Genomic DNA, 15078 nt, shown 5'->3' with positions numbered 1-15078 from the left:
TCAATGCCCAGCAAAACTATTGATGTCCGAGAGTACACCGTCAGAGCGCACAAACGGGAAATTCATACTCGCGTTTTTAACTTTGTGTGTAAGCAGTGCGAACAACCCACACAACGAGAAACGTAACTACGAGTAAGTTGGGGGTGTGTAGTTTACATACGTTGGCATCGCTCTTTGGGGGGTGCGATCACTGCTTCCTTTCCGCTCCCCAACGGTTTTGATAAGTAAGGTTAGTTTCGCAGGGTTTTTTTGTTGGAGTGGAGACGAGCAATGGCTTAAGCTTCTATCCTGGAATTAGAATGCACTGAAAATGACCGATGATAAACGTCGATCCAGAACGAAGCGTTGCATATACTTGGGGTTCTACACCCGAAGAGCGATTGATGTCTTTCCCTTGCGATCGCTACATGTCTAATGCTGACGAAGCATATTTTCGAGCGATTGATGTGCAAGCACCAGCGCCAGTTTTATTTCGATGGTTATGCCAACTGAAGGTAGGCTCTTACAGTTATGATTGGCTTGACCACCTAGAACGTATATTTTTTCAGGTAGCTGACTCAATTCCTGCTCATCCCAGTTCAGAGCAACTGCTGCCAGGTGTGGAAAATGTGGTAGTGGGTCAAAAATTTATGGGCATTTTTCAACTGGTTGAATTTGAAGCAAATCGGCATCTCACAATAGTCACAGATGATGAGCAAGCCATTTCTATTTTTGGTGATATTGCTGCTAGCTATGTAATTTTTCCAGTAACGTCAGATGCTTGTCGCCTTGTGCTTAAAGGTAATATTCGTTACCCCAGAAATTGCTTTTGGTCATGGATACGCTATGTATTGCCGTGGGGAGACTTATTAATGATGCGTCAGCAGTTTTTGAGATTAAAGCATTTAGCCGAACGCCCAGTTTGATTAATTTGCTGTACAGCCGGGGTGATCGCCCCGTAAGAAGTGAAGCACGGGTTCGTAAACGCTGCTGATAGTTCGATGAGAGGATTCCAAACAGGGGGACGCATAGCTATGCACTCCTGATATCGCGTTCACCTACAAGTTAGCCTCTGCAAAAACTGTACTTTTTGTCAATATCTTCTACTGGACTGCCTCTCTAGAAAGTTTTTTAGTGTTCTTGATATTTTTAGTGGGCTGAGGGCGAGTAAACTTAGAAGGGGGTTTGAAGTTTTCTATGGGTACATTTTTAAGCGCCTTGTTCATAAAATCGCGCCAGACAGGAGTAACCATTGCTCCTCCTGTTGCACCATGAGCTAATTGTTTGTTGTCATCTCTGCCTACCCAAATAGCAGTTGTTAGCTGTGGCACTGTACCAATAAACCAAATATCCTTCTCTGAAGAAGTTGTCCCGGTTTTGCCAGCAACAGGGCGATCTAGAGCAGCTCCTTTACCAGTTCCTTCTTTAACTACCGATTGCATCACGTCTATAATGCTGGCTGATGCCCAAGGGTCAAGAACTAACTTAGGCTTAGGAGTATTATCCAGTAAAACATTGCCACTACTATCACTAACGCGAGCAATAAGTGTTGGAGGTGAGCGCCAGCCATAATTAGCGAAAGTCGCATAAGCGCTGGCCAATTCCAGTGGTGTAACACCAATTGCACCTAGTGGCAAAGAAGTTACAGGTTCCATCGGACTCATGATTCCCAAGGTACGGCAAGTGGCGATGATTTTATTTATTCCTACAGTTTTGCCAATCTTAACCGCAGGAACGTTACGAGACAGTGCTAAAGCAGTACGAATTAGCATTGCACCCCTAAAGGTATTATCGTAATTGCGTGGAGAGTACGAGCCATTCATCACATCAGGGTAACTGACAGGAGAATCAAGCACCGTTGTACTTGGTGTAAACTTACCACTAGCAAAGGCAGTATAGTAAACAAACGGCTTAAAAGCAGAGCCAGGTTGGCGTTGAGCCTGAGTTGCGCGGTTAAATTCGCTCTTTTTCGAGTCTACACCACCCACCAGTGCTTTGATATAGTGGGTACGTGGGTCAATTGCGACTAAAGCCATTTGATTGTTGTTTAATCCTTGACCTTCAAGAGTTTTATGCCACTTTTTGATAGTTTCTTCTGCCATGATTTGCAAGTCATTGGCTACTGTGGTTTGCACTCGCATTCCGCCTTTAAGAGTTGCATCACGCCCAAACTTTTTAATTAGTTCCTGTGCTACAGGATTGGTGACATCAGGAAAGATACTAGCTTCAAATGACTTAATTTTACCAAGTTTAATTTCTTGCTGGAGGGCATCATCATATTCTTGCTTGGTAATCCATTTTAATTCCAGCATTCGTCCGAGTACTTGTCTTTGTTTTTGTATAGCCAAATTCTTGTTCACAAAAGGGCTAAATTGTTCTGGAGCCTGGATTACAGCCGCCATCATTGCTGACTCACCCAAAGTCAAATTCTCTGCCGATTTATTAAAGTATGTCTGTGCTGCTGTTTCCACACCATAGTTATTATGACCCCAATAAACTTGATTGAGGTACATTTCTAAAATCTGGTCTTTAGTGAAAATTTGCTCTAAGCGAATTGCTAAGACAGCTTCTGCTATTTTGCGAGTTAAAGCACGTTTGCGAGATAAAAAGAGATTTTTCACTAACTGCATAGTGATGGTAGAACCACCCTCCTTCACAGTACCTGCTGTCCAGTTAACTAAAGCAGCACGTCCAATACCTCCTGGATCAATACCAGGGTGGTTATAGAAATAATTATCTTCACCGGCTAAGACTGCTCGTTTTAAATTTGGGGAAATTTTATCTAAGGGTACAATTTTTCTGTTGGCTTCTCCATGTATACTTGCTAAATGCTTGCCTTTGATGTCGTATATATAAGTTGTTTCTGCTGGTAAGAAGTTCCGTATTTGTCTAAGCTGTGGCAAATTATGGAAACTAATGGCTAAACCAAGTACTCCTCCAGCGATAATAGAAGTTGCAAACATATTAATTGATAAGAGAGTACCACCAGTAACGAGACCTACTTGTCTCCAAAACTCGAAACTAGGTGAAGTCTTAATTCCTGCTTGTTCCTGTTCAAAAGTTTTTGACGAAGACACGGCAATTTCATTTCCTCAGTTATAGCTACAATGACAATTTATTTAACTAAACGCATGAAGAACGCTGACTTTCGTTAGCGATAGCGGGCGTTTAGCCCGTGATGAGTGGCTAAGTTTTGAGTTAAAGGACCGACTACACCACTGAGCTTTACTTGGGGGAACCCAAGACCGCAGTAGCTAACAATTAGCGCGATATCAACCTTCTCGTGGCTGCATGATTTTGCTCACACTCTTGTTGAGCTAATACCCAAGTACTGACGTTTAAAATGCTGTTTTGCAATAAGTTGTGGTTTCTAGGTGCAGCTTGAGATTCTATGAAAAAACTGCAACACAAGTATTTCGGAGAATTAGTGTGATCGCAGCAGATATCAAGCTTTTATATAATCTCCTGACAAGAAAATATAACTACTTGTTGTGATAACTACTTATGGTAATAACTACCCATTGTGATCGCTCTGAAAATATAACCCTCTAACAAAAGTTAGAAAAGATAGATTCAAAAGGGTGAATTAACATATTGATTATTTTACCAGCAATCAGCCAAACGATTCTCGCGAACGTTAACGGCTATAGTTAAATACTTAAATTTGAGTAATTATAAGCTGTTTGTCCCGTTTGAGTGAGCGGACTGGTCGTATTTTAACAGTGAATTCTGTTGTTTTGAATGCTTGGAATCCTTCATTAATTTGGAGAAGGAGAGATAATTTCAAAGTCTCTTTCCCAGATAGGGAGACGTTAAAAAACCCGGCTTCGACAAAGTAAGCCGGGATAAGCACTTATAAAAAATGACAGTTAAACCTTAGCCGTGGATAGCAGGGGCATTTAAAGCTACTGGCGCTGCTTCACCCGCAGCCAAATCTAGAGGGAAGTTGTGAGCATTACGTTCATGCATTACTTCCATACCCAAGTTGGCACGGTTAATCACATCTGCCCAAGTGTTAATTACGCGCCCTTGGGAGTCGATGACAGACTGGTTGAAGTTGAATCCGTTCAAGTTAAATGCCATCGTGCTGATACCCAAAGCAGTAAACCAGATACCAATCACAGGTAAAGCTGCTAAGACAAAGTGCAGCCATCGGGAGTTTTGGAAGCTGACATATTGCCAAAATAGCCGTCCCAGATAGCCATGAGCCGCAACGATGTTGTAGGTTTCTTGTTCTTGACCGAACTTATAGCCGTAGTTTGCAGATTCGGTTTCGCTAGTTTCACGAACTAAGGTAGAAGTCACCAAAGAACCATGCATCGCAGAAATTAAAGCACCACCAAACACACCAATGACACCTAACTGATGGAATGGATGCATTAGGATATTGTGTTCAGCTTGGAACACCAACATAAAGTTGAAGGTTCCAGAAATACCCAAAGGCATACCATCAGAGAAAGAGCCTTGACCAATGGGGTAAATTAAGAAGACAGCAGTCGCAGAAGCCAAGGGAGCGCTATAAGCTACACAGATCCAGGGACGCATTCCCAAGCGGTAGCTCAACTCCCATTGCCGCCCCATGTAGCAAGCGCAACCAATTAAGAAGTGGAAGATTACTAGCTGGTAGGGCCCACCGTTGTAAAGCCACTCATCTAAAGAAGCTGCTTCCCAAATGGGGTAGAAGTGTAAGCTGATGGCATTTGAAGAAGGAACAACCGCACCAGAGATAATATTGTTGCCATAAATCAAAGAACCAGCAACAGGCTCACGGATACCATCGATATCTACGGGAGGTGCAGCAATAAAGGCGATGATGAAGCAAGTGGTAGCTGTTAGCAGGGTGGGAATCATTAGGACACCGAACCAACCGATGTATAGACGGTTATCAGTGCTGGTGATCCACTCACAGAAGCGCTCCCAGACATTGGCGCTAGAGCGTCTTTGTAAGGTAGTAGTCATAGTTTAGAATAATTTCAAGGATTTTGTTGATGATTTAAAGTCGTTGTTCGTTGGGAATCAACAACTGATAGCATCTTAAAAAAGTTGCTAAATCTTTGCAGTAACTAATAGTTATTCAAAGTTACAAGTTGAAGTTAACTTTAGTAAGCAACCTCTGGGTAAATGACTGTCGAAGAAGCTTTAGCCATTGTTGAAATAATTCTGGAAAAAACATCTCTAAATGACTTGCAAGAAATTATTTTTCGACAGTCATGGGAACAGAAAACGTATCCAGAGATTGCTGAAAAGTTTGGTTATGATGCCGACTACATCAAAATTGTTGGCTTTCGACTCTGGAAAATGCTCTCCAAGGCGATGGGTGAGAAAGTTACTAAAGATAACCTCCGTTCGTCTTTGAGAAGATGGTGTTATCGTCAGAAGAATACTGGAGAAATCAAGGCTGATAATCCCATAAAAACTTATCAAGACTGGGGTGAAGCGCTCGACGTTTCGATTTTTTACGGACGTTTCCAAGAAATTGCCACCTTAGAGCAGTGGATTAATCAAGATCGTTGTCGGTTAGTGGCACTATTGGGGATTGGGGGAATTGGTAAAACTTCTTTATCTGTGAAGTTGAGTGAGAAACTTCAGGAAAACTTTGAGTATGTTATATGGCGATCGCTTTATAATGCCCCCACTATTGAAGCATTACTCACTAGCTTGATTCAAGTTCTCTCTCACCAACAGCAGGGAGATTTACCCGAATCTGTCAGCGCTCGCATTTCTCGACTGCTTACCTATCTCCAAAAACATCGCTGTCTGCTAATTCTCGATAATGCAGAGACAATCTTAACCAGCAATGAGGGTCGAACAGGTCAATATCGCTCTGGTTACGAGGGGTATGGCGAACTTTTTAAGCGAGTTGGTGAGTTTCGCCACCAAAGCTGCTTGGTGCTGACCAGTCGAGAAAAGCCTAAAGAGGTGGCGGTACTTGGGGGGGAAAAGTTGTCTGTTAGAACTATGCAATTATCTGGTTTATCAATCGCTGATGGACAAGCAATTTTTAGCTGCAAAGGTAGCTTTATTGGCTCGGTTAATGAATGGCAAACTTTAATTCAATCCTATGGAGGTAATCCACTGGCACTGAAGATTGTAGCAACGACCATCCGGGATTTATTTGATAGTAACATTTCTAATTTTCTTGCTCAAGGCACTGTTGTCTTCGGCGATATTCAAGATTTGCTCGAACAACAGTTTCAACGTTTATCAGCTTTAGAAAAATCAGTCATGTATTGGTTGGCGATCAACCGCGAACCTGTAAATTTTTCAGAAATACAAGCTGATTTATTATCCTTGGTTACATCTTCTCAACTCCTAGAAGCATTGTCAGCTTTAGAAAGACGAAGCCTGATTGAAAAAGGTAATGCTTTATTCACACTACAGCCTGTGTTGATGGAGTATATTACTAGTCGTTTGATTCAACAGGTTTGTGTTGAAGTTGAAACTCAAAAAACTTATCTTTTCAAAAGCCATGCACTGCTGAAAGCAACGGCGAAAGACTATATCAAAGAAATTCAACTTTACTTAATTCTCAACCCTGTAATTAAAAAGTTGCTTTCTTTGTTCGGAAGTGCAAATCGGATTGAAGCTCAACTGATGACAATTCTGGCATCACTTCGCGGCAAAAAACCAATGGATGCTGGTTATGTGGGCGGAAACACGATTAATTTACTTCATCAGCTGCAAGTGGATTTAAGCGATCGCAACTTTTCTAGTTTGACGATTTGGCAAGCTGATTTAAAAGGTGTGAATTTACACCAAAGCAACTTTGCGTACTCAGATTTAACTAAATCTACTTTTACGGCAAATCTCAGCTATACTTTTACACTAGCAGTTAGTCCAAATGGCAGTCTTCTGGCAATCGGGGATACCCTTGGTCAAATTTCCCTATGGCAAACAACAGATGGACAGCAATGCTTAACCTGGGAAGCACACACAGGTTGGGTGCGTTCTATTGTATTTAGTGCCGATGGACAAACCTTATTTAGTGGCAGTGATGACCAAACTGTTAAACAATGGGATCTCACAGGTCGATGCTTACAAGTATTCAGGATGCACACAGGCTTTGTTTGGTCTGTAGCCCAGGCTCGGCAAGAAAACTATTCAGTCCTTGCCAGTGGTGGTATGGATCAAACGGTTAAATTATGGGATATTCAGACAGGGGAATGTCTGAAAAGTCTTGAAGGACACACAGATTGGATCTGGGCGATCGCTCTGAGTAAAGATGGTAAAACTTTAGCAAGTGGTAGCGCCGACCATACTATCAAACTTTGGCATGTCAATACAGGTGAGTGCCAGAAAACACTGCAAGCACACACGGGTATTGTGTGGTCTGTAGCATTTAATGCTGATGAAAAAATGCTGGTAAGTGGTAGCGCTGATGGCACTGTGAGGATTTGGGATTTAGAAGCAATGCAGTGTTTGCAAACTCTCCAAGGTCATACAGGCCATGTCTGGTGTGTAGGTTGTAGTACTGATGGTAAAACTTTAGCAAGTGGGAGTGCTGATACAACAATTCGCTTGTGGGACATTCACACTGGAGAATGTGTGAAAACTTTGTCAGGGCACACCCACACAGTGCGATCGCTGACATTCACTCCAGATGGAAAAACCTTGATTGCCAGTGATGATAACCAAACTGTTAAGTTCTGGAATATTCATACAGGACAGTGTTTCCGAACTTTTCGCGGACATGGTAGTGGTGTGTGGGCATTAGCGACCTCTCCACTTGATGAAAATGACCGCAGCCAAGTCTTAGCCAGTGGTGAAGACCAAACAGTTAAATTATGGGATATTCATACTGGTAAGTGTATCAAAACCTTTACTGGTCATACTAATTGGGTACGAACCGTAGCTTTTCATCCCCAAGGTAATACCATTGCCAGTGGCGGTGCAGATGAAACAGTGAGAATTTGGGACATAGAGACAGGAGAATGCCTGCAAGTCTTGCGGGGTCATAGAAATTGGCTACTTTCAGTTACCTACAGTCCTGATGGACAAACTTTAGCCAGTAGTGGTAGCGACAAGCAGGTACGGATTTGGGATGTCAAGACAGGTGTTTGCCTGGGTGTGTTATGTAATCACACTAATATTGTCTCATCACTTGTTTATAGTCCTGATGGCAAGATGCTAATTAGTTGCTGTGCAGATTCCCTAATTCGAGCTTGGGATGTTGCTACAGGCGAATGCTTGAAAATTTTTCGTGGGCACACAAACGGTGTGTGGTCAGCTAAATTTAGTCCAGATGGGCAAACCTTGCACAGTAGCAGTCAAGATGCAACCATCAAAATTTGGGATTTCAAGACTTGCCAATGTCTAAGAACTTTGGAAGGACATACTGATGCTGTGATCAGTGCTGCCAGTCCTGATGGTTGTCTGCTGGCAAGCGGAGGAACCGACCAAACCGTGAGAATTTGGGATATGAAAACTGGGAAGTGCTTGAAAGTATTGATTGGACACACACGATGGATTTTTGCGATCGCATTTATCCATTCTCCGGTTAAAAGTCCAATTCTTGCTAGCAGCAGTGAAGACCAGACCATCCGCTTATGGAATGTCGAAACAGGTGAATGTCTGAAAATTCTCAGAACTCCTAGACCTTATGAAGGCATGAATATTACAGGGGTCGTCGGTTTGACGGAATCTGTGCGATCATCACTTTTGGCACTAGGAGCTATAACAGAAGGTTCTTAAATAAATGTCGGGCGAGGTTGTGTATTTGCCAGATGGTTAGGCTGTGGCATTGCAGAAGATGATGCGGCGGTTTCCCCGCGATCGGTAATACCAATTCTTCAAAATTAGGCAACAGATTCTTTCTCTTGAAAGTGCTACTAGTTTAAGTTTATTAATTCCGAATTCGATTTTATATAAGCCACACCTATATCAGCCTTGAGAAAGTTTCGTCAACCCTATGGGCTTGCTACTGTTATATAACAGTAGAAATAATTTACCGAGTTATGGTAAATGAGGTTGTGGTTTTGAACTCTCAATTAACTAATCATCAGGTCGATTTACAAGATTGCACTATTTTTTATCAGCAAAGTAAGTTGGATTCGAGTTCAACCCCCACCCCATCCTATTGCTACACGGCTGGGGAATCTCTACTGAGCCTTATCAAGAAGTGCTGGAACTACTAGCACAGCACCATACTATAATTGCTCCTGACTTGCCCAGTTTTGCAAGATCGAGTTACTCTGGTCTAATTCCTGATTACGTTAGCTATAGCAAATTTCTTCTTTCATTTTTGTCAGCTTTAGATTTACAACAATTTCATCTAGTAGGACACTCATTTGGTGGCGGGATTGCTATTACTTTATGTACACTTGTTCCACAAAAAGTCAGAAGTGTAATTCTGATAGATAGTACTGGAATTCCTACGCCATCTATACCGGAGATGATCCCGCGAAGGGCAATCGAAATGACCGCTCAACTGTTTCTGCCAAGACTCAGGTTGAAATTAGTTGATATTCCTTTGGTTTTCTCCTATAACTTGTTATTTAATACAAAAAATGTCATTCAAGGATTGCTAATTTCTTTATACGAAGATATCAGCCATCTACTACCAAAAATCCAAGCTCCTTGTTTGCTAGTATGGTCAGAAAAAGACCTAACTACGCCTCTCGATTTTCACGCTTCCTCTTTGCGATCGCATCTATAAGTTGCGGGAGAATGAGAAGTTGGAAGATGCCATACCCATCTGTTATTTTATGACCAGTTTATAAGCCATCCTCAGTTGGTAGCCAATTTTCTGATAGTTATGGATGAATCACGAATTAAGACCTGCGATGAATGTAGTAGCTTGTATACCTTAGAAAGCTCAAAGATGAGTTCCTTGTGTCCACAATGCGCTCATGTACTATATGGTTACGAATTATGCACACATGAATTCATCAATGGCAGATGTGTAAAATGTTATTGGGATGGTTCAGTATCAGATTATTTGCAAAGACTGTTATATAATAATGACCCAGGTTCCGTTCCATAGAGTGTGGTAGCATTTGGTGGGATCTATCCTAGTGTGCAAGATGGCAGTAGAACTGTTTCCATCATCCTTTCGTTGCAACTGTGGACATGAATCGGATTTCTCTGAGAATACCATCTCTGAGATGAAAAAGATGAGCATCCATAAACGATTTACTTTAAGAGACGGAGGGGATAACGAACACACAATTGTTTTTTTCAATGGCTTGGCAAAAGAGATTATTTGCCCCAAACTCAGAATCTGCACAATAACCGACTCGGAGTAATGGAATTGAAGGAATAGTGTACTACTCTGACCTACACCGCTTCTAGCCAATCGCACACTACAGACCTACACCCATCAGCAAAGTTAACCCAAAGAAGAGCCACTGCCCCTTTAGACCCATTCCAGTAAGGCTCACCATCAGCAACGCCAATTTTGGAGACTAACTGTTGGTAGAAGGAGCCAACGCTATTTTGCGTACAAAGAATGCTTAAGCTATAGGTTTTTCAGGAATTTGGTATTTGAGTTGTGAATCTATATAATGCTTCAACACTATATCGAAATGACATTCATTTCTCCACATACAAAATGGGAGAATAAAGAAATTGGGGTGCAGATCGTGAATAACAATAATCGGTGGTTTTCGTGGTTGAGTTGGGGTCTGGTTGCGGTATTAGCACTGTTCTTGTGGGTGTGGTGGATATACTTATCTCCTCTCCCCTACACGAATCCCTGGCGGAGCCTCGGACTGCATGGCACGACTTTGCTAGCAAGCATCTTAGTATGGATTAGTAACTATTCCCGTCGTGGAAATGGGCCAGGTCGTTGGTGGTTCTGGGTGTATTCGGTGATTGTTGGCTTTAGCATTCCAGGCGTTATCGAAGATATCCTTCATGTCAATCATGTGATGACTTTATCACCGTTGTGCGAAAATGCCCTTTTGAGCTTTGGATTATTGACGGCGATTGGGTTGGGCTTCATTGCCCAAAGAAGATGATACAGAACCATTCCAAGCCAGCTTTCAGAAATGGCACAAATAGTATAAATAAAAGTAAAAAAGGCTCAAACCTTTCTCACTCTGCTCCTAGCAAGAACTGCCTTATGCCAACAATAATTATTTCCACCGAGCTACTTATAACTAACTTCTATAAATAATGAGGAAAATATAGCCCCACAAAAGGAGAGTGATACTGTGTCTTTAGAAATTCAACCAGAAATAGACAAGGTTTGGTTTAACTTGGGCGTTGAACTTTTAAACAAAAGATGTTTCGATAGGGCTATCGAAGCATTTGAACGAGCCAATGAACTAAAATCTGGCAACTATCAAGTCTGGGTTAATCACAGTTGGGCGCTGTTAAATTTAGGACGCTTGGATGAGGCTCTGGCTGCTTGCGCTAAAGCGCTGGTATTCCAGCCGAACTCTCATGAAGCTTGGTGCAATCGAGGTATTGCTTTAAGGCTTTTAGGACGTAACCTTGAAGCACTCGAAGCGTTTGAACAAGCCTTGAAACTCATGCCTGATTTGCATGAAGCTTGGGAAAATCGAGGTTTGACTTTATTAACTTTAGAGCGTTTTTCAGAGGCGCTTGCTAATCTCGATCATGCTGTTAAATTAAAATCTGATGACTCTGAGGCTTGGTATTTTCGCAGCATTGCTTTATTAAGTTTAGAACGCTATGAAGATGCTCTTGCTAGCACCGAGCAATCCCTGAAACTTAAAGGCGACTTGAGCGTAGCTTGGCTGAATCGGGGGTCTGCTTTGGATGAATTGGGGCGCTATGATGAAGCAATAGCTTCTTACGATAAAGCGATTGAATTTCAAAGAGATAACTCTGATGCTTGGTATAACCGAGGTAATTTGTTGATAGACTTGGAACGCTTTGAAGAGGCGATCGCTTCCTACGAGCACGCGATTGAATTCCATTATGATTTTCCCCAAGCTTGGTGTAATCGGGGTATTGCTTTAATGGATTTGGAGCGATTTGAAGAAGCGCTTCCTTGCTTCGACTGCTCCCTTGAATTTCAAAGAGATTTACCACAAGCTTGGTATAACCGAGCCAGTACACTGTTAACTCTCAAACGCTATCAAGAGGCTCTCACCAGTTATGAGCAATATGACAAAATCTGTCCAGACGACTCCACCAGTTTTTATGGTAAGGCTTGCTGTTATGCCCAATTGCTTCATGTAGAGCAAGCAATCTTTAACCTGCAACAAGCGATTACTCTGAGTCCTAATGAATACCAAGATATGGCGAAAACTGACTCAGATTTTGATAAGATTCGTTCAAATAAACAATTTCAAGCGTTGCTCAAGTCTTGTCAGATGCGAATTTCAGCAGATTAGGCAAAACATCTACGCTTGAAAAAATATTTTTGTGGGAGTGATAGCAATGTCACAAGTCAACCCATCCACTCAGTCCACTGCGGCGCATCTGTGACCAATTGAGCAAATTTGTCAGGGCTTGTATCCTCAAACTCCAGCATCACGCCGCAACGCTCATCACTGGTTAGGGTACTAAGTACAGATTTGCATTAATTCGTAGCGAATTTTTCCATCATCTGGGCTACTGTATATGACCATTTGATTGGTTGGGCTGAATCATTGTGACGGACGATAAAATCAGTTATACGTTGCTGTAAGGTCTTGAGGTCAGGAAAATCATTTGGAGTCAGTAATTTACGTTGTAAGATGCTGAACCAAATTTCAATTTGATCTAACCATGAAGCATATTTTGGTAGCCAGACCACTTCCACCGTAAAATTCCAACCGTCTTCTTTTTGCTTCTGATTCAACCAAGCCTGTAATTGTTTTGGGGCATGGGTAGAGCCGTTATCGAGGATTAAATAAATATGGCGCATACCGCGACGAATGGCTTCTGGTATCAATACCTCTAAAAGAAATCCTTGAAAATCAAGGAATGTTTTTGTTGGGCGACAACAACCATAAATCAGACCATCAGCAACGCTCAAAGCCGCAAAAAGATGTGTTGCTCCTTTTCGGGCATATCTGGCTGCAAAATGAACTGGTTGTTTGACACCTGCCCCAATATTTGGATGTAAGCCGGATCGTGCTTGGATGGAAGTTTTTTCATCCACACATACCACCCACAATCCGGCTTTAATTAAAAATTTTGCCTGAGCATACAGTTTAAGTACAGGGGTTGCTTTTGCAGCAAAATTATCATCAATCCGATGCATCCAAGCATGAAAACGCCAAGGTTTTATTCGCTCAGATTTTAGCCATCGCCAGACTGTTGAAGTCGCTATGGATACTACAATGCCTAGTGTGACTAGATGTGCCGCAATGTCACTACAACTCCACCTCGCCAAGGGAACATCAAAATCCGTTGGTTTGCTGCAAGCGATCGCAGTAACTTTTGCTCGTATAATTGCTTCAAATATCCGAGGACGACCTGGACGTGTCATTTCTTCTAGACTACGAGTTTGACACCAACGTTTACGCCATTTCCGAACAAGGGCTTGTGAACAGCCGATGTTTTGAGCAATTTGAACATCCGTCCAATCGGAATTTTCAGCAGTTGTAAGTATTATTTTGGCGCGTTTGACTTTGCTTTGACCTGTTTTTCGGGCGTTCGCTTGCTGCTGCAACAGTTTTTTTTCATCTTCTGTCAGTTCCACCCTATAGGTTTTTTGCCGACCAGCCATAGTACCGAATGCTTGAAAAATAGTTAACGTATGCCCACCTTACCGTCAACAATTTACCCCTGTCAATTCGCTACGAATTTATGCAAACTTGTACTAAGTAATTCTTTCACAGCATCAACCCCGTATTCAACCCGTTCAATCGCCAGCCGAGCATAATATTTAACTTTATCCCACCAAGAATCACTGAGTTCTGCATCTGTGTCCATACCCCCCCAATTATTACTTCCATCTTCATTAAGGGGGGGTGTGGACGGAGCATTAATCCCATATTGAGACTGCATTCTAGCTTTATGTGCCGCCTGAAGCTCAAGTGATTCTTGCCGCTTCCTTTCCCTATCCTCCCGTTGCCTCTGCCGATAATCCAACACCTTCTGGATAAACTCTACATCAGAAGTATTCAGCCGATAATACCTAACCCTCTGTCCGTCCTCCATTGGTCGCCGCGATTCAGTGGACAAGCCCAGTTGTGAAAGATACTGCCCTAAAATCCACATCGGAGACTCTGATAGCGGGATGGTCAGATTGAGAATACCTTTAACGTGAGATGCGTTGCGCTTAGAGAACTCAGCCAAAGCCTGAATCATCGCTTCGTCCCCTTTAATCTCAACCCCAGCCATCAGATCCATCAGCACAGCCCTGAGTCCCAGCCGATGACGCATCAACCACGCAGTAGAATGGTTGCTCCAGTCAGTGCAAATGGCTAATCGCTCCCGTTCCGATTTATCCCGTTCGGCAACAATAGCCGGCGGTGGAATAAATTCTCGCCCCTGGTCATCAGTGACCATTTCCCCTGGTATGGGCAATATCGCTTCAAGTGCGACAATCTTTTTAATTAAGCGTCCCCCGTCATCTTGCTCAACCAGTTCCGGGGTAACGCTCATACCGTAAGTATCCTGTATGCGGAACTTTTCACACTCCAAAACCTCCTCCGGCTTGAGATAATCCTGATGTTGTCTACTTGTGTAAGTCCTCCTGTCAATATCTTTGGCATTGGCAACTTTGCGATAATGCTCCTCATCGATGGCAATACCCGCCGCTTTCATCCACCGCGAAGTCGCTTCATTACCACCGTCGCCCAAAGGAATAATCGTATTCCCCATTTCCTCTAATAGCGATCGCAGATCAGAGCGAAGATTATTAATCGACCAATTCCTTTGTCCCTCAATCTGACAGCTAGCATCCAATGCCCAGTCTTTCTCTGCCCCACGTTTCCCGGTTTCCCGGTTAATGCGAATCAGAAAAGCAGTCATCTCGTTCTTCTGGAGAATCCTTTCCTTGATACGACGGGCATTGGTTTCTGCGTAACCAAAGGGAGGGCGCGGGGCCACCCAAACATACATCGGCACATCTGGGCGATACCGCCATAATTGCTGGGCGCATTCTGTAGCCGACTGCGAAACAGCATGAAACACGCCAAACACGGCATCAAAATGATAGCTGGAAATGTCAACCCCTGAACTGAGACTGGGAGT

General features: G+C 42.7%; 8 protein-coding genes and 1 pseudogene. 5 read left to right on the top strand and 4 right to left on the bottom strand.

The features are described 5' to 3' along the window. Positions 1 to 317 precede the first annotated feature (317 nt). Positions 318 to 905, top strand: coding sequence for a hypothetical protein (locus GNF10_RS28455; protein ID WP_185586318.1), 588 nt, complete (start codon positions 318 to 320; stop codon positions 903 to 905). A 177-nt stretch (positions 906 to 1082) separates the two neighbouring features. On the opposite strand, the gene GNF10_RS28450 is transcribed toward GNF10_RS28455, so the two are convergent. After that, positions 1083 to 3056, bottom strand: coding sequence for a transglycosylase domain-containing protein (locus tag GNF10_RS28450; RefSeq protein WP_185586317.1), 1974 nt, complete (start codon positions 3054 to 3056; stop codon positions 1083 to 1085). 799 nt (positions 3057 to 3855) lie between these two features. Beyond that, positions 3856 to 4938, bottom strand: coding sequence for a photosystem II q(b) protein (psbA, locus tag GNF10_RS28445; RefSeq protein ID WP_185586316.1), 1083 nt, complete (start codon positions 4936 to 4938; stop codon positions 3856 to 3858). 162 nt (positions 4939 to 5100) lie between these two features. Here psbA and GNF10_RS28440 point away from each other — a divergent pair, with 162 nt between their 5' ends. The 4 genes from GNF10_RS28440 to GNF10_RS28425 all read left to right on the top strand — a co-directional run bounded on the left by GNF10_RS28440 (position 5101) and on the right by GNF10_RS28425 (position 12284). Next, complete coding sequence (locus GNF10_RS28440; protein ID WP_185586315.1) at positions 5101 to 8670, top strand: NB-ARC domain-containing protein; 3570 nt, start codon at positions 5101 to 5103, stop codon at positions 8668 to 8670. A gap of 385 nt (positions 8671 to 9055) precedes the next feature. Next, on the top strand, positions 9056 to 9634 hold the full coding sequence (locus tag GNF10_RS28435) for an alpha/beta fold hydrolase (protein WP_221643478.1): 579 nt from the start codon (positions 9056 to 9058) through the stop codon (positions 9632 to 9634). Positions 9635 to 10481: 847 nt separating this feature from the next. Beyond that, positions 10482 to 10937 (top strand): hypothetical protein, encoded by a 456-nt coding sequence (locus tag GNF10_RS28430; protein ID WP_221643477.1) that lies wholly within the window; start codon positions 10482 to 10484, stop codon positions 10935 to 10937. Between the two features lie 195 nt (positions 10938 to 11132). Then, positions 11133 to 12284, top strand: a complete 1152-nt coding sequence (locus GNF10_RS28425; protein WP_185582464.1) for a tetratricopeptide repeat protein — start codon at positions 11133 to 11135, stop codon at positions 12282 to 12284. Positions 12285 to 12472: 188 nt separating this feature from the next. On the opposite strand, the gene GNF10_RS28420 is transcribed toward GNF10_RS28425, so the two are convergent. Both GNF10_RS28420 and GNF10_RS28415 read right to left on the bottom strand, forming a co-directional pair. Continuing rightward, positions 12473 to 13606 carry an IS630 family transposase gene (locus tag GNF10_RS28420; protein WP_221643476.1) on the bottom strand — a complete coding sequence of 378 codons (1134 nt, stop codon included), beginning with the start codon at positions 13604 to 13606 and terminating at the stop codon, positions 12473 to 12475. Positions 13607 to 13668: 62 nt separating this feature from the next. After that, a pseudogene (locus tag GNF10_RS28415) lies at positions 13669 to 15078 on the bottom strand (bifunctional DNA primase/helicase); the annotation flags it as partial.

Origin of the sequence: Nostoc sp. UCD121 (assembly GCF_014222285.1) — a bacterium.
In the GTDB taxonomy this organism is placed as follows: Bacteria; Cyanobacteriota; Cyanobacteriia; order Cyanobacteriales; family Nostocaceae; genus Nostoc.
This window is presented reverse-complemented; position numbering and strand designations above follow the sequence as displayed.